General features: G+C 45.0%; 22 protein-coding genes. 1 reads left to right on the top strand and 21 read right to left on the bottom strand.

Annotated features, from left to right (window positions below):
• Positions 1-112: 112 nt before the first annotated feature.
• The 17 genes from bamB to trmJ form a co-directional block, all read right to left on the bottom strand.
• Positions 113-1,270 (bottom strand): outer membrane protein assembly factor BamB, encoded by a 1,158-nt coding sequence (bamB, locus tag L2W36_RS24565; protein WP_236111822.1) that lies wholly within the window; start codon positions 1,268-1,270, stop codon positions 113-115.
• Between the two features lie 12 nt (positions 1,271-1,282).
• A complete protein-coding gene (locus L2W36_RS24560) occupies positions 1,283-1,897 on the bottom strand; it encodes a YfgM family protein (RefSeq protein WP_236111821.1) in 615 nt (204 codons plus the stop codon).
• Positions 1,898-1,978: 81 nt separating this feature from the next.
• Positions 1,979-3,247 carry a histidine--tRNA ligase gene (hisS, locus tag L2W36_RS24555; RefSeq protein ID WP_006072564.1) on the bottom strand — a complete coding sequence of 423 codons (1,269 nt, stop codon included), beginning with the start codon at positions 3,245-3,247 and terminating at the stop codon, positions 1,979-1,981.
• Positions 3,248-3,273: 26 nt separating this feature from the next.
• The gene (gene ispG / locus L2W36_RS24550; protein WP_038227956.1) at positions 3,274-4,398 is read right to left on the bottom strand and encodes a flavodoxin-dependent (E)-4-hydroxy-3-methylbut-2-enyl-diphosphate synthase; all 1,125 of its coding nucleotides are present in this window, start codon (positions 4,396-4,398) and stop codon (positions 3,274-3,276) included.
• Positions 4,399-4,407: 9 nt separating this feature from the next.
• A complete protein-coding gene (gene rodZ / locus L2W36_RS24545) occupies positions 4,408-5,358 on the bottom strand; it encodes a cytoskeleton protein RodZ (RefSeq protein ID WP_171390634.1) in 951 nt (316 codons plus the stop codon).
• A gap of 488 nt (positions 5,359-5,846) precedes the next feature.
• The gene (locus L2W36_RS24540; protein ID WP_038227960.1) at positions 5,847-6,971 is read right to left on the bottom strand and encodes a bifunctional tRNA (adenosine(37)-C2)-methyltransferase TrmG/ribosomal RNA large subunit methyltransferase RlmN; all 1,125 of its coding nucleotides are present in this window, start codon (positions 6,969-6,971) and stop codon (positions 5,847-5,849) included.
• 189 nt (positions 6,972-7,160) lie between these two features.
• Complete coding sequence (gene ndk, locus L2W36_RS24535; RefSeq protein ID WP_038227962.1) at positions 7,161-7,586, bottom strand: nucleoside-diphosphate kinase; 426 nt, start codon at positions 7,584-7,586, stop codon at positions 7,161-7,163.
• Positions 7,587-7,618: 32 nt separating this feature from the next.
• On the bottom strand, positions 7,619-8,917 hold the full coding sequence (gene pepB, locus L2W36_RS24530; RefSeq protein WP_088876171.1) for an aminopeptidase PepB: 1,299 nt from the start codon (positions 8,915-8,917) through the stop codon (positions 7,619-7,621).
• Positions 8,918-9,093: 176 nt separating this feature from the next.
• Positions 9,094-9,294: a Fe-S cluster assembly protein IscX gene (gene iscX, locus L2W36_RS24525; protein WP_236111820.1), complete on the bottom strand. Its 201-nt coding sequence runs from the start codon at positions 9,292-9,294 to the stop codon at positions 9,094-9,096.
• A gap of 14 nt (positions 9,295-9,308) precedes the next feature.
• Positions 9,309-9,647, bottom strand: coding sequence for an ISC system 2Fe-2S type ferredoxin (gene fdx / locus L2W36_RS24520; RefSeq protein WP_006072576.1), 339 nt, complete (start codon positions 9,645-9,647; stop codon positions 9,309-9,311).
• Between the two features lie 19 nt (positions 9,648-9,666).
• The gene (gene hscA / locus L2W36_RS24515) at positions 9,667-11,517 is read right to left on the bottom strand and encodes a Fe-S protein assembly chaperone HscA (RefSeq protein WP_006072578.1); all 1,851 of its coding nucleotides are present in this window, start codon (positions 11,515-11,517) and stop codon (positions 9,667-9,669) included.
• A 23-nt stretch (positions 11,518-11,540) separates the two neighbouring features.
• Positions 11,541-12,056, bottom strand: coding sequence for a co-chaperone HscB (gene hscB / locus L2W36_RS24510; protein WP_236111819.1), 516 nt, complete (start codon positions 12,054-12,056; stop codon positions 11,541-11,543).
• 67 nt (positions 12,057-12,123) lie between these two features.
• The gene (gene iscA, locus L2W36_RS24505; protein ID WP_006072581.1) at positions 12,124-12,447 is read right to left on the bottom strand and encodes an iron-sulfur cluster assembly protein IscA; all 324 of its coding nucleotides are present in this window, start codon (positions 12,445-12,447) and stop codon (positions 12,124-12,126) included.
• A gap of 58 nt (positions 12,448-12,505) precedes the next feature.
• Positions 12,506-12,886, bottom strand: a complete 381-nt coding sequence (gene iscU / locus L2W36_RS24500; RefSeq protein WP_006072582.1) for a Fe-S cluster assembly scaffold IscU — start codon at positions 12,884-12,886, stop codon at positions 12,506-12,508.
• A 33-nt stretch (positions 12,887-12,919) separates the two neighbouring features.
• Complete coding sequence (locus tag L2W36_RS24495) at positions 12,920-14,134, bottom strand: IscS subfamily cysteine desulfurase (RefSeq protein WP_006072583.1); 1,215 nt, start codon at positions 14,132-14,134, stop codon at positions 12,920-12,922.
• A 29-nt stretch (positions 14,135-14,163) separates the two neighbouring features.
• Positions 14,164-14,670 (bottom strand): Fe-S cluster assembly transcriptional regulator IscR, encoded by a 507-nt coding sequence (gene iscR / locus L2W36_RS24490; RefSeq protein ID WP_006072585.1) that lies wholly within the window; start codon positions 14,668-14,670, stop codon positions 14,164-14,166.
• Positions 14,671-14,782: 112 nt separating this feature from the next.
• Positions 14,783-15,514, bottom strand: a complete 732-nt coding sequence (gene trmJ / locus L2W36_RS24485) for a tRNA (cytosine(32)/uridine(32)-2'-O)-methyltransferase TrmJ (RefSeq protein ID WP_038227966.1) — start codon at positions 15,512-15,514, stop codon at positions 14,783-14,785.
• A 177-nt stretch (positions 15,515-15,691) separates the two neighbouring features.
• Here trmJ and suhB point away from each other — a divergent pair, with 177 nt between their 5' ends.
• Entirely contained in the window at positions 15,692-16,495 is an 804-nt protein-coding gene (gene suhB, locus L2W36_RS24480; protein ID WP_031493748.1) for an inositol-1-monophosphatase, read from the top strand.
• A gap of 226 nt (positions 16,496-16,721) precedes the next feature.
• On the opposite strand, the gene secF is transcribed toward suhB, so the two are convergent.
• The 4 genes from secF to tgt all read right to left on the bottom strand — a co-directional run bounded on the left by secF (position 16,722) and on the right by tgt (position 21,190).
• Complete coding sequence (secF, locus tag L2W36_RS24475; RefSeq protein WP_038227970.1) at positions 16,722-17,669, bottom strand: protein translocase subunit SecF; 948 nt, start codon at positions 17,667-17,669, stop codon at positions 16,722-16,724.
• A 9-nt stretch (positions 17,670-17,678) separates the two neighbouring features.
• Complete coding sequence (secD, locus tag L2W36_RS24470) at positions 17,679-19,535, bottom strand: protein translocase subunit SecD (RefSeq protein WP_006074800.1); 1,857 nt, start codon at positions 19,533-19,535, stop codon at positions 17,679-17,681.
• A 22-nt stretch (positions 19,536-19,557) separates the two neighbouring features.
• On the bottom strand, positions 19,558-19,887 hold the full coding sequence (gene yajC, locus L2W36_RS24465; protein WP_006074799.1) for a preprotein translocase subunit YajC: 330 nt from the start codon (positions 19,885-19,887) through the stop codon (positions 19,558-19,560).
• 169 nt (positions 19,888-20,056) lie between these two features.
• The gene (gene tgt, locus L2W36_RS24460; protein ID WP_236111818.1) at positions 20,057-21,190 is read right to left on the bottom strand and encodes a tRNA guanosine(34) transglycosylase Tgt; all 1,134 of its coding nucleotides are present in this window, start codon (positions 21,188-21,190) and stop codon (positions 20,057-20,059) included.
• Positions 21,191-21,331: the final 141 nt, after the last annotated feature.

The raw sequence follows: 21,331 nt of genomic DNA, 5'->3' as shown, positions 1-21,331 counted from the left end.
ACCACAAATTAATCCATCTATCCGAGCTCGAAAAGATCCTTTTGCTTCGCAGCAATAAAACGGCTCCTAACTGAGATCAGCCAGGAGCCGTTTGTGAATTATATCACGCTTTCTAGTTGATAGTGAGTTTCTTTATTTCACCATCACGAGTCACTAAAACATAACCTTCAGGTACCTTAGTTGGTCCAACAGAAAGGCCACTTTCGTTGATGAGTTGCTGTGCTACAAACTCACCTGACTCTCGATTAATCCAGTGTAGGTAACCTAAGCTATCACCTACTACGATGTAACCATCAACAATAACAGGTGCTGTTAGCAGTCGGTTTTCCAACTGGTTATTTTCCCACAGCTCAGTACCACTGCGAGCATCTACAGCTACTACATGATCATTATCTGTCACCAAGAATAAACTACGGTTATCCGTCGCCATATCTGTAGCTGATGAGTAGTTACGTTTCCAAATAGGGTTACCAGAACGTAGATCAATAGAAATTAACTGCCCATTGAAACCCACCGTAAACAGTGTGCCACCTAAAATGATTGGAGATGAATCCACATCAACCAAGCGATCGATCTCGGTAGCGCCTTTTGGCGTGCCTACAGGTTGCTGCCAAATCAACTGTCCACGCTCGACGATAGCGGCAGCTAAACGTCCATTGGCCGTGCCCCAGAAAACACCACCTGATACGGTAGCTGGTGCACTGTCACCACGTAAAGTTAGGTTTGGAACATCAGTACTGATCGCCCAGCGCTCTTCGCCCGACGTTTGTTCCAATGCAACCAACAAGCCTTGACTGGTATGAACCATGATTAAACTTGCATCCGCTACCGGATTCGCAAGCACCTCACCATTCACCTTGGCGCGCCAAACTTCTTCGCCCGTTTTGACGTCAAGCGCAATAACTTCGCCGTTTTCGCTACCGATATATAGCTTTTGATACGCCGCGGCAATACCACCAGAAAGTCGAGCTGATGTCTCACCAGCGACATTAACTTCCCAAAGCGTTTTACCCGTTTCTGGATCAAGCGCTTTTACCACTCCGTCTCGGCTAGCGACAAACAAGTTGTCATAGGCGTAAATTGGAGAGAGCTTCGAGAAGAACTGACCAACACCATCACCAATACTTGCAGACCATACCGACTGAGGCGTGAACTCACTTTGTACTTTTGGCAGTGGTGCCATAATGACGGTATCTTCTTCACTAGAACACCCTGCAAGAATTCCCAGTACCGAAATAGAAAGCAGTACTTTCTTTACGACTCTATTCATCGGCTATGGCCCTTACTTGGCAAGATCGTCCAGTTTAATTTGTAGCCCTTGGCTTGCGTCTTGCGCTTGCTGTGCTTCAGTATAAGCAGTGTAAGCTGCATCACGGTCACCGTCACGAATTGCGATATCACCACGCAGCTCGGCCACTCGGCCTGCCCATGCGTCATCGGTAATTTTCGCAAGTTCAGCACGCGCACCATCAACGTTACCTGTTTCCGCCATTAGACGAACAATACGGTAAGTCACTAGCGGAGTGATCGCCGCATCTTTAGTTTTGCTTTGTGCCCATTGCAGTTGCTCAAGAGCCTTTTCAAGCTCACCAGCTTCTACTTGAACTTTCGCTAGTTGTAGTGAAGCCAAAACACTGTATTCAGTGTCTTTGCTACCATCGATAAATGCTTGTACATCACCACTTGCGTCTGTGCCTTTAGCGGCAATAGCTTCTACCGCTTTGGTATACTGTTCAGAAGCAGCTTCTTGCGCAGACGTTACTGAGTCTTGATAGTAACGCCAGCCAAATAAACCACCCAAACCAACAACAACACCAAGAACCACTGCTTTGCCGTTCTCTTTCCACCAATCTTTGATTGCTTCTACTTGTTGTTCTTCAGAATCGTAGAGTTCCACTTCCTGTCCTCTTAAAAGAATTCGTCACTAACGTTGATTGATTCATCTATCGAATACGTCCAATCAACGTCAGTCTATAAACTAGATAATATCTGCTAATTTAGCGGCTAACTCAGTTTGAGCAATAGTTTCTTGCTCACCACCCTGCAAATCTTTGACCACGACCGTATTCTCGGCCACTTCATTCTCGCCTAGCACTAGAGCGTATACTGCGCCAACTTTATCTGCACGCTTAAATTGTTTCTTGAAGTTGCCACCACCAAAGTGATTCATGACACGAATACCAGGGATAGCTTCACGCAAAGACTCGGCTAGCTTCATACCTGCCATCATGGTGCCTTCACCCGCAGTCACTACGTAGGCGTCAACACTACGACGAACATCAGTCAGCTCAAGCGTTTCCATCATTAGTACCAAACGCTCTAAACCCATAGCAAATCCGACAGCTGGCGTCGCTTTGCCACCTAGTTGTTCAACCAGTCCGTCATAACGACCACCGCCACAAACCGTACCTTGAGCACCTAAACTTTCGGTGATCCACTCAAATACCGTGCGGTTGTAGTAATCCAACCCACGGACAAGGCGTTGATTTACCGTATATTCGATTCCTGCTGCGTCAAGAAGTTCACAAAGACCTGCAAAATGTTGTTTTGAGTCTGCATCGAGGTAATCTGACAGCTCAGGAGCATCAACCAAAATCGCTTGTACATCTGGGTTCTTGCTATCTAGAACACGTAGCGGATTGGTGTACATACGACGCTTGCTATCTTCATCAAGAACATCAATATGCTGCTCTAGGTGAGCGATCAATGCCGTACGGTAATCAGCGCGAGCTTCTAGAGAGCCGATAGAGTTCAGTTCCAAACGTACATGTTCAGCAATGCCCAACTCACGCCATAGACGCGCAGTCATCATGATAAGTTCAGCATCAACGTCAGGGCCATTTAGACCAAAGACTTCCACACCACATTGATGGAATTGACGGTAACGACCCTTTTGTGGGCGCTCATGGCGGAACATTGGGCCCATATACCAAAGACGTTGTTCTTGGTTATATAACAAGCCATTTTCAATACCAGAACGCACACAACCGGCCGTGCCTTCAGGACGAAGCGTTAGGCTATCGCCATTACGGTCTTCGAAGGTGTACATTTCCTTTTCGACCACATCCGTCACTTCACCGATAGCGCGGCTAAATAGATGGGTCATTTCAACGATTGGCATACGTACTTCGTTGTAGCCATATGCGCTAACAACATGCTTAACTGTATTCTCAACTTTTTGCCAAAGTGGAGATTGTGTTGGGAGGCAGTCGTTCATGCCTCGGATTGCTTGAATAGTTTTTGCCACAGTTTAATACCGTTATATCGTTGAAATTATTTATCTTCTACTTGATTCACTTCGATGCGATTTGACTCATCTAACATCGACGCCTTAGCACGAATTTTTGCTTCGAGCTTGTTCACTAGGTCATCATTATCGAAGCGCTCTTTCTGACGTTTACCGTCCTCGTAGAATGCACTTTTCTTGTTACTACCAGCTAAGCCTAAGTGTGAAACTTCTGCTTCACCTGGTCCATTCACCACACAGCCGATAATCGACACATCCATTGGTGTAATCACATCTTCTAAGCGCTGCTCTAGCGCATTTACTGTACCGATCACATCGAATTCTTGACGTGAACAACTTGGGCAAGCAATAAAGTTGATACCACGAGAGCGAATACGCAATGACTTCAAAATATCAAAGCCCACTTTGATCTCTTCAACTGGGTCTGCCGCTAAAGAAATACGCAAAGTGTCACCAATACCTTCTGCCAACAGCATTCCAAGACCCACTGACGACTTCACAGCACCCGCACGAGCACCGCCAGCTTCAGTGATACCTAAGTGTAGTGGCTGATCAATCTTTTGAGCCAACAATCGGTAAGAATCTACGGCAAGGAACACATCCGATGCTTTAACACTGACTTTAAATTGGTCGAAGTTTAGACGATCCAAAATATCCACGTGACGCATCGCCGACTCAACCAAAGCAGCTGGTGTAGGCTCGCCATATTTCATCTGAATGTCTTTTTCTAAAGACCCGCCATTTACGCCAATACGAATTGGAATGTTTTTATCACGCGCACAATCTACAACAGAGCGAATGCGAGCTTCGTTACCGATATTGCCCGGGTTGATACGTAAACAATCTACGCCATACTCCGCAACCTTCAATGCAATTCGATAGTCGAAATGAATGTCAGCCACCAGAGGAATCGAAACTTGCTGTTTGATTTCTCGGAAGGCTTCTGCGGCATCCATAGTAGGAACAGAAACACGAACAATGTCTGCACCGACATTTTCTAACGCTTTAATCTGAGCAACGGTCGCAGCAACATCCGTTGTGCGAGTGTTTGTCATTGACTGAACAGCAATGGGTGCGCCATCGCCGATAGGTACATCGCCCACATAAATACGCGTAGATGGGCGACGTTTAATTGGTGATTCGTGATGCATATTGATTATCTAAGGTAAGGTGAATCGAGCTACTTTGCCTGAAGTATACCCAGAAAGGTCGACAGGTTCACTTGCTAATGTCATAGAAACTTTCTCAGGAGCACCTAAAATCACTTTAAATGGTGCTTTTCCGTTTACATTGACATTATCGCCCTGCTTTTTAATACCAGTAGTGATGGTCTTTCCGTCCGCGTCTTTTACCTGGATCCAGCAGTCACCTGTGAAAGCCATCGTTAAATTAGTCAGACCATCAATTGGTTTTGGTTGCTCGTTTGCGGTTTGAGGTTGTTCCTCAATTACTGCAACGTCTGCCGAAACCGATTCAACGTTATTATTGGCAGTCTCTGGTACCGATTCTGTTGCAGCTTCCTCTGTCTGCTCCGGCGCTTCGATAATGGCAGACACATCAATAGTTTTTACTTCATCTTCTGCTGTTGCTAATTCAGGCTCAGCGGTAAGTTGTGGCGAAGCGGGTTCTTCTACTTGAAAGGCAGGATCGCTAGTATCTGCGATTTCCGATAGAGTATCTTTTTGCTGGCTTTGTAACCACCAAACCGAAGAGATACCTATAATTACCACGAAAATACCCCAAGTAAGTTTCATTATGCGGCTATCGTGTTTTTCTTTATTGGTTTTCTGAGAGAAGCTCTGCATTGGCTGTTCTGAAGGTTGAGCTTCACTGTGGTGTTCAATGGCACCAAGGATCTCTTTTTCATCAATACCAACGGCCTTAGCGTAAGAACGTAGATAGCCTCGAGTGAAGGTTGCAACTTGCTCACCATCAAAATCGTTGGCTTCAATCTTTTGAATGATGGCGACACGCAAGCGTAAGCGGTCTGCGATCTGTTTCTGGGTGAGGCCTAGCGCTTCACGCTTCTCTTTTAATATGGTTCCGGCAAGAACGGACTCTTGTGGTTGCTGTTCAACTTTATCTACTGCGGTATTTTGTTCAGTACTCATTTATCATGTACTTCTTTTGGTTGTGACTATGACGCTACACGCTTAGTTCGTTTTTTTAATTGGTGTGATATCGTCATTAGTGTGGTAAATCGTACGTACTAACTGTGTTTACAGCATAGTCCCAAATTGCCTACTTCTGCACCTCAATCTAGTGCAAAGTGCTCGATTTCATTATGATTTTCGCGCAAGATCTCCCCACATTGGGTCAAGACAGCGGCTGAATGTGACCATCATAGTCGATTCTAACCACGAGTTAAAATCGACAAACGTAAAACGACGTAAATAGAGCCATTTTTGATAAAAAATTGACACTATCTATAAAGTTCAAGCGACGTTTTGAAATATTTGATTAACAAAACCGATATTTGTTCCATTAATACTGAATTTTTTATCAGTAAATTGTGGCAAGGATCAGATATTTCCGATTGCAGCGCTATAGATACAAAAAAACCAAGCAAATACTTGGTTTTTCTTTATTTATTTGTGGATTATACCGATTTTACCGGAATAGCTTCACCTTTTTGCTCAGCCAGTTGCTTGGTACGTTTAGTACGGTCAATCACATCACCAACTAACTGGCCACACGCCGCATCAATATCGTCGCCGCGAGTCTTACGAACTGTCACTGTATAGTCGTACTGCATTAGCGTCTTCATGAAACGATCGATGCGCGAGTTGCTCGGTTTCTTGTACGGTGACCCTGGATAAGGGTTAAATGGAATCAAGTTGATTTTCGCAGGCGTGTCTTTCAACAGTTCCGCAAGCTCACGCGCATGATCCATATCGTCGTTAACATGGTCCAAAAGTACATATTCAACGGTTACTTTACCGCGATTAGCATTAGATGACGCAATATAACGACGAACTGATGCTAAGAAATCTTCGATATCCCAACGATCATTAATCGGCATGATTTCACTACGCAACTTGTCATTTGGAGCGTGAAGAGAAATAGCCAATGCAACATCAATTTCACCCGTCATTTGATCAAGACCGGACACCACACCAGAAGTCGATACTGTTACGCGGCGTTTGGACAAACCAAAGCCAAGATCGTCTAGCATAATTTCTAACGCAGGCATCAGATTCTTCATGTTGAGTAGAGGTTCACCCATACCCATCATCACCACGTTGGTTATTGGGCGACGACCTGTCTCTTTTTCAAGGCCGACTTCACGCGCAGCGCGCCAAACCTGACCGATAATTTCCGAGACTTTAAGGTTACGGTTAAAGCCCTGCTGTGCCGTTGAACAGAATTTACACTCCAACGCACAACCTACTTGAGATGAAACACACAACGTTGCGCGGTCATCATCTGGGATATAGACCGTTTCGACATCTTGATCACCTACACGCATCGCCCATTTAATGGTGCCATCAGATGAGTGTTGCGCTTCAGAGACTGTCGGAGCTTTAATTTCAGCCAAACGAATCAGCTTTTCACGAAGCTTCTTGTTGATGTTGGTCATCTTCTCAAAGTCATCACAACCAAAATGATAGATCCACTTCATAACCTGATCAGCACGGAAGGCTTTTTCGCCAAGTTCCTCTTGGAAGAATTTACGCATACCTTTGCGATCAAAATCGAGTAGATTGACTTTTTGTGCGGTCATGTTGCCTCTTCGATGACGGTGATTCTACTTAAGGGCGCGAATTGTACAGCCTTTAGGCGACTACAACAAGCGCTACAAAACCTTAAAATAATAAGGTATTCATTTATAAGTGAACATTTTTTGAACAGCAAACACACTCAATATTAAAAAAGGAGGCCTAAGCCTCCTTGTGTTGAGCGGAATCAATCATTAACGCGGACAAATTTCCGACGTAGGGAAGAAAAATTCAATTTCACGCGCTGCCGATTCTGGACTGTCTGAGCCGTGCACCGAGTTATGGCGCATGCTTAACGCGTAATCTGCACGAATGGTTCCACATGCAGCTTCTTCAGGGTTAGTCTTCCCCATAAGCTCACGATAACGAGAGATAGCATCTTCGCCTTCAAGTACTTGAACCATGATAGGACCAGAGGTCATAAACTCGCGCAGTGCATCAAAGAATGGCTTACCCTCGTGTTCAGCGTAAAACCCTTTCGCTTGCTCATCGGTCAAGTGAACCATCTTAGCTGCGATAATTTTTAGACCAGCTTTCTCAATACGATGATAGATCTCACCAATAAGATTACGTTCTACAGCATCAGGCTTAACGATTGAAAATGTTCTTTCTAGGGCCATTATTGTTCCTTATCTTTCTGTTTCTATTGTTGTTATTTGGTTTGAGCTTGCTCAGTAAGCAGTCGAGCTAGAGTACGAATACCCATGCCAGTTGCCCCCGCAGACCACTTGTCAGTCCCCGCTTTGCGATAAGTGCCGGCACAATCGAAATGCAACCAACCTTTTTTATAATCGGTAACAAAGTAAGACAAAAATGCCGCTGCAGTGCTTGCACCTGGTGAGTAATCACCACTGCTGATATTTGAAAGATCAGCAAAGTTTGACGGCAGCATACCTCGATGGAAATCTGCTAGCGGTAGTGGCCACAAACCTTCTTTTTCTTGGTTTGCATTGGTTAATGCTTGATGAGTGAGTTCATCATCAAAAGACATGATAGCGTGGTAATCATTACCTAGAGCATTCTTAGCTGCACCGGTGAGCGTAGCACAGTCAATAATCAGCTCAGGGTTTTGTTCACTCGCGTAAATGAGACCATCAGCTAGAACCAAGCGTCCCTCGGCATCGGTATTCATGATCTCAACCGTCTTACCATTTTTATAAGTGATCACGTCACCCAATTTAAGCGCTCGGCCAGAAACCATGTTTTCCGCACAGCAGAGAATCAACTTCACACGTTTATTCAAACCACGCATGATCGCTAATCCCAAACCGCCAGTGATAGTACCAGCGCCACCCATGTCTGCTTTCATCGCCGACATAAAGTTAGAAGGCTTCAGGCTGTAGCCACCAGAATCGAATGTGATGCCTTTACCAACTAGGCACGCAAATACTGGGGCATTTTCGTCTCCAGTTGGGTTGTAATCGAGTTGCAGCATTGCCGATGTACGTTCAGAACCGCGACCTACAGCGAAAATACCTTCCCATCCCTCAGTCAGCAGATCTTTATCTTTTACAATGCGGTAAGTAACGTGCTCAGGTGCCGTTGATTTAATGAACTCAGCCGCCATAGTCGCAAGTTGACGAGGTGCAACTTCTTCCGCGCTCTTGTTGATGATGTCACGAGTCCAGTTGGAAGCTTTGATACGTGCATTCAGCTCGTTTTCATCTTGTTCACCGAGTGACGGCAGTGTTACTTGCGTGCTTTTCTTAGAGTTACGATAGCCTTGATAGAATGCCCAGGTTGATTCTAGGTCCCAGCCTTCACCAGCCAGTGTTGCATTAGAAATACCTTGTGAGTCTAATTTACGAGCCGCGCGCTGAATAGCGCCTAAATCGTGGCCCTCACCTAAGTGGACTGTCGCGCCAGTTTCTGTGAAAGAGATGATTGCTTTGTCGCCCCATTGAGGAGCAGCCGCTTCTTGGCTAAGAAATACCGACATTGTGTTAGACATGGTCTCTCCTTGTCTTAATTCTGTTTTGTGTTGTCGTATCTTATGGTTCAAATGATGTTATCACTATGTAGAGACAATACCAATGACCCGCCCAAGGGAATTAATAACAATGTAACATGTAGCGACAAAAAAACGGACCAAAGGTCCGTTTTTAGAAGTAAAGTTAGAGCGATTTATCAATCGTACTCATCCATCCAGCATAAGATGACTGCTTCAAGGATTTTCTCATTAGAACGATTTGGATCATCGTCAAAATCTTCTAGTTTCGTTATCCATTGATGTAAGTCGGTAAAACGAACCGTTTTAGGGTCCATATCTGGAAATTGATCGCACAACTCAATAGCGATATCACGAGAATCAGTCCATTTTAAGCTCATGTATCCTCCACTTATTAGTGATCTTCAGATGCGTGGTTTAACGTGTATTTTGGAATTTCTACCACTAAGTCTTCATCAGCAACGACGGCTTGGCAACCCAAACGTGATTCTGGTTCTAAGCCCCACGCTTTATCTAGCATGTCATCTTCAAGCTCTTCACTCTCTTCAAGTGAATCGAAACCTTCACGAATAATCACGTGACAAGTTGTGCAAGCGCACGATTTCTCACAAGCGTGCTCAATCCCAATACCGTTTTTTAGTGCCACATCTAATACGGTTTCGCCTTCGTTAGCCTCTAACACTGCGCCTTCTGGGCACAGATCTTCATGGGGCAGAACAACTATTTTTGGCATGACTACTTAGTCCTCGAATTTAAATGTTATCTACTGATTGACCGGCAAGAGCTTCGCGAATGGACTTGTCCATACGACGAGAAGCAAATTCTTGGCTCGCTTTATCAGTATCTTTTATACCTTGTTCAATGGCGTCGGCATCGTCACCATTGCGCAATTTAATTAGTGCTTCAATAGCTTCTACTAGTGTTTGTTTTTCTTGTTCATCTAATAAAGCATCACCATCAGCTTGCATCGCTGCAATTAACCCTTCGATAACGCGATCGGCTTCCACACGTTGTTCAGCCAAAGCACGAGCCAACATGTCGTCTTTAGCGTAAGTCATCGAGTCTTTAAGCATATTGGTCACTTCATCATCGCTGAGTCCGTATGATGGTTTGACTTGAATATCAGATTGAATACCTGTGCTCTTTTCCATCGCAGTGACCGACAGTAGACCATCTGCATCAACCTGATAGGTGACACGAATATGCGCAGCACCCGCCGCCATTGGAGGAATACCTTTAAGTGAAAAACGAGCCAGAGAACGACAATCATCAACCATTTCACGTTCACCTTGAACAATATGAACCGACATAGCCGTTTGACCGTCTTTAAAAGTGGTAAACTCTTGAGCACGAGCAACTGGGATGGTTGTATTTCGAGGAACAATTTTCTCGACCAAGCCACCCATGGTTTCAATACCTAGAGATAAAGGCAGTACGTCGAGTAGCAGCATTTCAGAGTCAGGTTTGTTTCCTGCAAGAATATCCGCTTGAATGGCAGCACCAATCGCAACGACTTCATCAGGGTTAATGCTAGTCAGAGGTGTTTTCCCAAAGAACTCGCCTACCATGTCGCGAACCAAAGGTGTACGGGTTGAACCACCCACCATGACGACTTCAAGCACCTCTTCAGCGTCAACTTCCGCATCTTTTAGAGCACGGCGACAAGAAAGAAGGGTTTTCTTAACTAGGGCACGAATGAGATCTTCAAATTGAGCTTTCTCTAATTCGCCTTGCCAACCTAGCACATCCACACTTGCCACATCAGATTGACTCAAATCGATCTTAGCTTGCGTTGCAGCGTCCAGTAATTCACGCTGCTCTTGAACCGTTAATTCAGCCTTACCAATTTGCTGCTGCAAATGTTCTGCAACCAAATGGTCAAAGTCATCGCCACCCAGCGCTGAATCGCCGCCCGTTGCGAGTACTTCAAACACGCCACGAGATAATCGCAGAATAGATATATCAAAGGTACCGCCACCAAGATCATAAACAGCAATCACACCTTCTTGACCACTATCCAAACCATAAGCAATCGCGGCCGCAGTAGGTTCATTGAGTAGTCGTAAGACATGTAAACCAGCTAAGCTCGCTGCGTCCTTTGTGCCTTGACGCTGAGCATCATCAAAGTAGGCAGGAACCGTGATAACCACTCCTGCTAATTCGCCACCTAGCGATTCTTCTGCACGTTGAGAAAGTGCTTTTAAGATATCAGAGGACACTTGAATAGGATTCTTCGCCCCACCACGCGTTTGTAATACTGGCAGACCATTATCACTTTCTGTCAAAGAGTAAGGCATAGATGGGTAACGGCTTTGAACATCCGCAAGTGAACGACCTAATAAGCGTTTTACCGAAATAATAGTATTCACTGGATCAGAAGCTGCGTTATCACGAGCCTCAACACCGACCGTGGTCGACTCTTCTGTGTAATGCACGGCCGAAGGCAAGATATTTCTGCCATTCGAATCTGGTAGCGTGGCTGCTTCTCCACTTCTTACCGTTGCAACTAGAGAGTTTGTAGTCCCTAGATCAATACCTGCAGCCAACTTATGTTCGTGTGGCGCAGAGCTTTGACCGGGTTCTGCGATTTGAAGTAATGCCATTCAAATATCCTTGGGAGCTTCCATTAACCAAGCAGCTTATCTTCGAGCTGTTCTATTTCACTTTGCAACTTGGCGATAAATTTTAGTTTTCTGACGCTATCTGCAGCTTGTGGCCACTGATTCTGTTCGAGCAGCTGTTGTAACTCAAGCAGTTGTGATTTGAACATTTTGCTGACCTTCGCCTCAAAGTCAAAGAGTTCTGACTCAACATTACTTGAGGTCTCTATTTCTTCGAGGGTCTCACGCAGTTCCATCTGTTCCATTAAGAACATAGGGTCTTGCAAGGTTTGCTGTTCAGCTCGAATATCTACGCCATTCTCAGCCAGCAGATACTCTGCTCGAGAAATTGGCTTACGAAGTACTTCGTATGCGTCATTGATTTGCGCTGCTTTCTGAACCGCAAGCATGCGGTCACGCTCGGAAGCGGTAGCAAAGTTATCGGGATGAAAGCGTCGCTGTAATTCTCTGAATTGAGAAGAAAGAAGGCTACCGTCCAGCTGAAACTGAATAGGTAGCCCAAATAGTTCGAAATGGTTCATAACATAGACTCGCAAACAAGAATCGTGGAGCAACTGGCTAAACCAACTGCACCACGACTATTAAAGGTTAAACATTAAAGCTCTCACCACAACCGCACTCGCCTTTTGCGTTTGGGTTGTTGAATTCGAACCCTTCGTTCAAGCCCTCTTTCACGTAATCAAGCTCTGTTCCATCGAGATAAACCAAGCTCTTTGCATCGATGATGACTTTCACACCTTCATGCTCAAAGACTTCATCACCATCATCAAGTTCATCAACAAACTCAAGAACATAGGCCATACCAGAACACCCAGTGGTCTTTACACCTAAACGTAATCCAATACCTTTACCGCGGTTTTCTAAAAACGTTCTTACTCGGCTTGCTGCTGCTTCTGTCATTGAGATGGCCATACTACAACCTTTGTTTGCTTCTCTTGATGATATATTAAGGCTTGGTTATCCAAGCGATTTAGTCGTGCTTTTTCTTATAATCGGCTACGGCGGCTTTAATTGCGTCTTCCGCAAGAATTGAGCAGTGAACTTTCACTGGCGGCAACTCTAGTTCTTCAGCAATTTCAGCATTTTTGATAGCCGCAGCTTCTTCAATTGATTTACCTTTTACCCACTCTGTAACCAGTGAGCTTGATGCGATAGCTGAACCGCAACCGTAGGTTTTGAACTTCGCGTCTTCGATAATACCTTCTGGTGTTACCTTAATCTGAAGCTTCATTACGTCGCCACAAGCTGGCGCGCCTACCATACCACTTCCCACAGCTGGATCATTTTTATCAAACGACCCTACATTACGTGGGTTTTCATAGTGGTCAATAACCTTTTCACTATATGCCATAATAAATTCCTCGAATCCTCTACTATCGTGAGATTAGTGGTGTGCCCACTCGACCGTATCTAGGTCAATCCCTTCTTTATACATATCCCATAGAGGAGACATGTCACGTAACTTGTTCACTGCTGTTGTAATTTGCTCAATCGCATAGTCGATATCTTCTTCTGTCGTGAAGCGACCAAACGAGAAACGTACAGAGCTGTGTGCCAGTTCATCGTTCAAACCTAATGCACGAAGTACATAAGATGGTTCTAGGCTCGCTGAAGTACATGCTGAACCGGATGATACTGCAAGATCTTTCAATGACATCAATAGCGATTCACCTTCAACAAATGCGAAGCTCACGTTTAGGTTGTGAGGTACACGCTGCTCTAGATCACCATTGATCGTAACGGCTTCAAGATCTTTAACACCGTTTAACAGGCGATCACGCAGAGATTTTGCATGGTCATAATCTTTTTGCATATCTTGCTTAGCAATAGCAAATGCCTCGCCCATACCAACAATTTGGTGAGTCGGTAGCGTACCAGAACGGAAACCACGCTCATGACCACCACCGTGCATTTGTGCTTCTAAACGGATACGTGGTTTACGACGAACGTAAAGTGCACCGATACCTTTAGGGCCATAAATCTTGTGAGCTGACATTGAAATTAAGTCAACTTTCATTTCTTGAACATCAATTGGCAATTTGCCAGCCGATTGCGCAGCATCAACGTGGAAAACGATTTTCTTGCTGCGGCATAGCTCACCAATAGCGGCGATATCTTGAACAACACCAATTTCGTTGTTTACGTGCATAATAGAAACAAGCACAGTATCGTCACGCATTGCAGCTTCTAACTTTGCTAAATCGATAAGACCATTGGCTTCCGGCTCAAGATACGTTACCTCAAAGCCTTCACGCTCTAATTGACGACATGGGTCAAGTACTGCTTTATGCTCTGTTTTACAGGTAATAACATGCTTACCTTTTTTAGCGTAAAAATGAGCAGCACCCTTGATAGCAAGGTTGTCTGATTCTGTCGCGCCCGAAGTGAAAATAATTTCGCGAGGATCCGCGTTCAACAGATCGGCGATTTGCTCACGCGCGTTGTCTACTGCTTCTTCTGCTTGCCAACCAAAACGGTGTGATCGTGACGCTGGGTTACCAAAGGTACCGTCCATCGTCATAAATTGAACCATCTTTTCTGCAACCCTCGGGTCAACAGGACATGTGGCAGAGTAGTCTAGATAAATAGGCAGTTTCATTCTTTACTCCAATGTAAAAGCAACACTACTTACGAGCGAACATTAATTCCGATGGGTGCGGTGCTTGTACTTTTTCTTGAGAACCCATGATTTACCGCAAGATCTACGTCTTGTCGGTCTGAAATTTCTAATACTTCATTATCTACCATCAGCTCACCGAGAGTGATGTTATTTAAGAAGTCACTAATGCGAGAGCTTAAATCTCTCCAAAGCGTATGAGTGAGGCAACGTGTACCACCTTGGCAATCGCCTTTGCCAGCACATTTGGTTGCATCAACAGACTCATCAACAGCAGCTATCACCGTTCCAATTGCAATATCAGACGCTTCTGCGCCGAGTCGGTAACCACCACCTGGACCGCGTACACTGGCTACAAGTCCAGCTTTGCGCAATTTTGAGAACAGTTGCTCTAAATATGACAGTGAGATCCCTTGACGTTCAGAGATATCTGCCAGAGGTACTGGGCTTTGCTGTGAGTGCAGTGCGACATCTAGCATCGCCGTTACTGCATATCTTCCTTTTGATGTTAGTCTCATATCACACGTTTCCACATTGATTATGTGGTTTCGATTTTTCCATACCTGACTATTTTAATCAAGTATTTATTTGACTAAAATAGTCAGGTATTTAACCCAACAGAAAAAGTGGTTATTTTTTAACCCCTAGCCCTTTTTCTATTGACGTTAAAATACCACGCAACGTGTTGATTTCCTGTGACTCAGGGCGAGCTCTGCTGAACATTCTTCGTAATTTGTTCATTACTAACCCTGGTTTATCCTTAGAGATAAACTGGGTATCGGTGATGACTTTTTCAAGGTGTTGGTAGAATAATTCTAGCTCTTTGTGACGTGGATACTCAGCTTGCTCTTGTTCAGGAAATTGGTTGGCCACACGCTGCAAATGTGCAACACGTACTTCATAACTTAATGTCTGAACCGCCATCGCTAAGTTAAGAGAGCTGTATTCCGGGTTTGCAGGAATACAAGTATGAAAATGGCAAAGCTGCAACTCTTCGTTGGTCAAGCCAGTGCGTTCACGACCAAAAACCAAAGCAACAGGGTGTTGCTCACCTTCTATGGCAAACTTCTCGCCACACTCTCTTGGTTCAATCATAGGCCAATCCAGTGTACGAGAGCGCGCACTTGAGCCAACAACCAAACCACAATCTTCAATAGCATCTTGCAATGAACCAACAATTTGAGCGCCAAGCGCAATATCACTAGCACCCGCTGCAAGCGCAATCGCTTGAGCATCTACCTCACATTGTGGGTCAACCAAGACCATCTGGCTTAAACCCATCACCTTCATCGCTCTTGCAGCTGAGCCGATATTACCGGAGTGAGAGGTTCCGACGAGGACGATTTTCACGTTGTCTAGCATTGTCAAATTGCACCGAGATTACAAAACCGACGAATAATAACATAAACCCGACTAAAATAGTCAGGGTCTTTTTATTCACCCCAATGACAGAACAAAAAATAACCACTTCCTTTTTGCCAAAACTTTGGTATACTCGCCGCCGCTTTTTGTTCTTTAACATCCGTTGGGAAAATTCGTATGCATCCAATGCTAAATATCGCTATACGCGCTGCGCGTAAAGCGGGCAACCATATTGCTAAATCACTAGAAAACACTGACAAGATCGAGTCGGTACAGAAAGGCACTAATGACTTTGTTACTAACGTAGACAAAGAAGCTGAAGCACTCATTATCCATACTATTCAAACATCTTACCCTGACCACAGCATCATCGCTGAAGAAGGTGGCATGATTGAAGGTAAAGATAGCGACGTACAATGGATCATCGACCCACTGGATGGCACTAATAACTTCGTTAAAGGTATTCCACACTTCTCAGTATCTATTGCGGTTCGCATTAAGGGTAAAACTGAAGTTGCGTGCGTATACGATCCAATGCTAAACGAGCTATTCACTGCACAACGCGGTGCTGGCGCTCAATTAAACAACGCTCGAATCCGTGTTAACACACTAAAAGACCTAAAAGGTACTATTATCGGTACAGGTTTCCCTTCGAAGCAAAAACAGCACTCTGAAAGCTATTTCAAGATCATGTCAGCAATGTTTGTTGAATGTGCAGACTTCCGCCGCGCAGGTTCTGCTGCTCTTGATCTTTGCTACGTAGGTGCAGGTCGTCTAGACGGTTTCTTCGAACTAGGCCTAAAACCATGGGACATGGCTGCAGGTGAACTTATCGCACGTGAAGCTGGCGCTATCGTAACTGATTTTTCAGGCGGTACTGAGTACATGAAGTCTGGTAACGTTGTTGCTGCAAGTGCACGTGGTGCTAAGAGCATGCTTAAAATCATTCGCGAGAATGGTAACGAAGCTATCCTTAAGTAATTAGCTTAAGACTTACAGCCCGTCACAGCTGAATTTGAAATCCCGGCCATTGGTCGGGGTTTTTTTTAGCATTTTCGATGCAGTGAGACAGTTACTGTCATCCATTTATGACAGACAAAAAAAGCCACTCGATAGAGTGGCTTTTGCGATTTAGGACGATGCTTTCGTCATCCGCGAGTCACGCCTGTGTGGGGGTGACGACGCACTTGAAGTCTAATTCGATGCCTTAAGGCATTTCATCAAACTCTGCACCTTCTTTCTCAATCTGCGGTGGCATTAAGTGCTCTTTCTGGATACCCAGTTTCAGAGCCAGAGCCGATGCAACATAGATTGAAGAATAAGTACCAACGGTAATACCTAACAGCAAGGCTGTTGCGAACCCGTGAATCATCGCACCACCTTGAGTAAAGAGTGCGATAACTACGAATAATGTAGTACCAGACGTAATCAAAGTACGGCTTAACGTTTGAGTGATTGAGCTGTTCATAATGTCAGCTGGCTCACCATTACGCATCTTACGGAAGTTTTCTCGAATACGGTCGAAAACAACGATCGTATCATTGAGCGAGTAACCGACTACGGTAAGCAGTGCCGCAACAATGGTAAGGTCGACTTCGATTTGCATCAAAGAGAAAATACCCAACGTAATTATAACGTCGTGCGCGAGTGCTAGTACCGCACCTGCCGCTAAGCGCCATTCGAATCGTACAGATACATAGATCAAGATACAGATTAACGATACTAGGATCGCTAAACCGCCCGCTTCGGTCAGCTCATCACCCACGTTCGGACCAACAAACTCGATACGGCGCATTTCAACGCTTTCGCCCGTACCTTGTTTAATCGCATCTAAAATCTGGTTACCTAGTGCTTCCGCTTGTACATCTTCACGTGGACGGAGACGAACCATGACATCACGAGATGAACCAAAGTTCTGAACCGTTGCATCACCAAAGCCTTTCGCATCTAGAGCCGAACGAACTTGCTCAAGATTAGCCGGCTGCTCAAAGCCAACTTCAATCAACGTACCGCCAGTAAAGTCTAGACCCCAGTTCAACCATTTGGTTGACAGAGTAAAGATGGCAGCACCTATCATCACGAGCGACAAGGCAAATGCCGCTTTAGACCAACGCATAAAGTCGATCGTTTTGTCTGCTTTCAATATCTGAAACATAACTAACCCTTAGATCGACAACTTGTTGATACGCTTACCACCGTACACTAGGTTCACGAGGCATCGTGTACCAATGATGGCAGTAAACATTGAAGTGATAATACCAATCGACAGCGTTACCGCGAAGCCTTTGATTGCTCCGGTACCTACTGCGAATAGAATAATCGCGGTAATTAGCGTGGTAATGTTCGCATCAGCGATGGTACTAAACGCATTGGCATAACCTTGGTGAATCGCTTGTTGAGGGTTACGTCCCTCTTTTAGCTCTTCACGTATCCGCTCAAATATCAGAACGTTCGCATCAACCGCCATACCTACGGTAAGTACGATACCTGCAATACCTGGTAACGTCATCGTTGCACCAGGAATCATCGACATCACACCAACGATCAATACGATGTTAGCCATTAACGCCATATTGGCAAATAGGCCAAATCGACGGTAATAGACCAAGGTGAATAGCATTACGGCGATCATACCTGTAATACATGCCTTAATGCCCATATCGATGTTTTGCTGACCCATTGATGGACCGATGGTACGCTCTTCAACAATCGAAATAGGTGCAATCAGAGCACCGGCACGCAATAGCAGAGCTAAGTTGTGAGCTTCGGCTGCAGAATCGATACCAGTGATGCGGAAGTTGCGACCAAGTGCCGATTGAATCGTCGCTTGGTTAATAACTTCTTCATGCTTATCAAGAATAACTTTGCCTTCCGGTGTGCGCTTGCCGCTGTCTTTATACTCAGCGAAAACCGTGGCCATCAGCTTACCAATATTCTGACGTGAGAACGCCGCCATTTTGTTACCACCTTCGCTATCTAGCGAGATGTTAACTTGTGGACGTCCATATTCATCAGCACTTGAACTTGCATCGGTAATGCTCGCACCACCTAGAATAACGCGCTTCTTCAACACCACAGGACGACCGTCACGGTCTTGCTTGATTTCACTACCCGCTGGCGCTCGACCATTAGCAGCCGCTGCAAGATCCGCAGAGCTGTCTACTTCACGAAATTCTAGCGTTGCCGTTGCACCAAGAATCTCTTTAGCTCGAGCAGTATCTTGTACACCTGGAAGTTCAACTACGATTCGGCTAGCACCTTGACGTTGAACCAGAGGTTCAGCCACACCCAGTTCGTTTACACGGTTACGTAAAATGGTGATGTTCTGCTCGACAGCATAGTTACGAATCTCTTGTAGACGAGTTTCTTTAAAACGCGCTACAAGTGCGAAACGACCATTTGAGTCAGAATCAAAGAAGTCCATGTCTGGGTGTTTCGTGGTTAGCACCGCTTTTGCTTCCGCGAGTTGTTCAGCGTCACGAAGTAGTACTTCAACACCGTCTTTACCCGATGGACGAATGGAGCGGTAGCGAATTCGGTCTTCACGAAGCTCACTACGAAATGCTTCTTCTTGCTGACCCACCAGCTTTTCCATCGCAGCATCCATATCCACTTCCATCAAGAAGTGAACACCACCACGAAGGTCCAAGCCTAATTTCATTGGGTTTGCACCGATCGACTCTAGCCAGTTTGGCGTAGCTGGCGCTAGGTTCAATGCAACAATGGAATCTTTACCTAAAGCTTGGCTGATTACGTCACGCGCACTGATTTGAGTATCAGTATCGTTGAAACGAACAAGAATGGAGCCATTTTCTAAAGCAATGGACTTACGAGAGAGTTGCTCTTCTTCAAGAGCTTTGGTGACAGTATCCAGCGTCGACATATCAACAGAGGCGCCACGCGCCCCTGTAATTTGAATAGCCGGATCTTCACCGTATAGATTGGGAAGTGCATACAAAGCTGCAATGGCGATGGCAAACACCACCATCAGGTACTTCCACAAAGGATAACGGTTTAGCACAGCGAGGATCCTTTAGCTGTTTTTATAGAGACTTTAGCGTACCTTTTGGTAGCACTGCAGTAACGAAGTCTTTCTTAATAACTACTTCATTGTTGTCGTTAAGAGCGATAGCAATGTAGTCGTTGTCTTCAGCAATTTTAGTGATCTTACCAATTAGACCACCATTAGTTAGGACTTCATCACCCTTACCCATAGAAGCCATTAGGTTTTTATGCTCTTTAGCACGCTTAGCTTGTGGGCGGTAAATCATGAAATAGAAAATTACCGCAAACATGCCAAGCATAATTAGCATTTCAAAACCGCCACCTTGTGGTGCCGCTTCAGCTGCGTGAGCTGCAGAAATCAAACTCATCGGAAAACATCCTCTTTAATGTAAATACATATCCAAAATTGGGCTATCCCCCTATCTTTTCAAGAAGCAAACGGTAACTCAATGTTTCATAGCGACTTAAACACATAAAAAATGTGACCGAGAGCTAGGATTTGGTACCAATTGCAGGGATAGCCGTTTATTTAGCCAACTATTTCATATCTAGTGGCGGCACTTCGCGATTGCGTCGTGCATAAAACTCTTCTACAAACTCATCAAAACGGTCTTCATCAATCGCAGTGCGGATGCTTTCCATCAGACGTTGGTAGTAGCGTAGGTTGTGAATCGTGTTTAAGCGAGCGCCTAAGATCTCATTACAGCGATCTAAATGATGCAGATACGCTTTAGAGTAAATTTTACAGGTGTAGCAATCACAATGCTCATCCAATGGACCTGTATCCGTCTTGTTCGTTGCATTACGGATCTTAACAATGCCACCGGTTACAAATAGATGTCCATTACGTGCATTTCGAGTCGGCATTACGCAATCGAACATATCGATACCACGGCGAACACCTTCAACTAAATCTTCAGGTTTACCTACACCCATTAGATAGCGAGGTTTGTCTTCAGGTAGTTTAGGCGTTGTATGCTCTAATACACGGTGCATGTCTTCTTTTGGCTCACCAACAGCAAGACCACCAACCGCATAACCGTCGAAGCCAATATTAGTTAAGCCTTCAACAGACACATCACGTAGATCTTCGTACACACTACCTTGGACAATACCAAACAACGAGTTAGGGTTCTCAAGCTTGTCGAAATGATCGCGAGAACGTTGTGCCCAGCGCAATGACATTTCCATCGACTTTTTCGCTTCAGCATGGGTCGCTGGGTATGGCGTACATTCGTCAAAAATCATCACCACATCAGAGCCAAGATCTTTCTGGATTTCCATCGATTTTTCAGCATCCATGAAAATCTTGTCACCGTTTACTGGGTTACGGAAATGCACACCTTCTTCAGTGATTTTGCGAATATCCCCAAGGCTAAATACTTGGAAGCCGCCTGAATCGGTAAGGATTGGACCATGCCAGTTCATGAAGTCATGCAAGTCGCCGTGCATCTTCATGATTTCTTGACCTGGGCGCAACCATAGGTGGAAAGTGTTACCTAGAAGAATTTCAGCTCCAGTGCCTTTTACTTCTTCAGGTGTCATACCTTTCACAGTACCGTAAGTACCAACAGGCATAAACGCTGGCGTTTGTACCGTCCCGCGTTCAAACGTCAATTGACCACGACGAGCGTGACCATTTTTCTTTTTTAGTTCGTATTGTAATTTCACGAAGCCTCCACATTGCCAGAGACACAGTCTGACTCAATCTTAAAACGCACTAACAAGCGTAGCTTGTCGCACTTGAATGCACTAGCCAAGCGACTAGTGAAGTTGGTAATCCTTACCGTATTCCACTGGCTCCTTGAGTGA

Origin of the sequence: Vibrio sp. McD22-P3 (genome assembly GCF_021568915.1) — a bacterium.
Classification (GTDB): Bacteria; Pseudomonadota; Gammaproteobacteria; order Enterobacterales; family Vibrionaceae; genus Vibrio; species Vibrio mediterranei.
The sequence above is the reverse complement of the archived record's forward strand: the minus strand, read 5'-3'. Positions and strand labels throughout refer to the sequence as shown.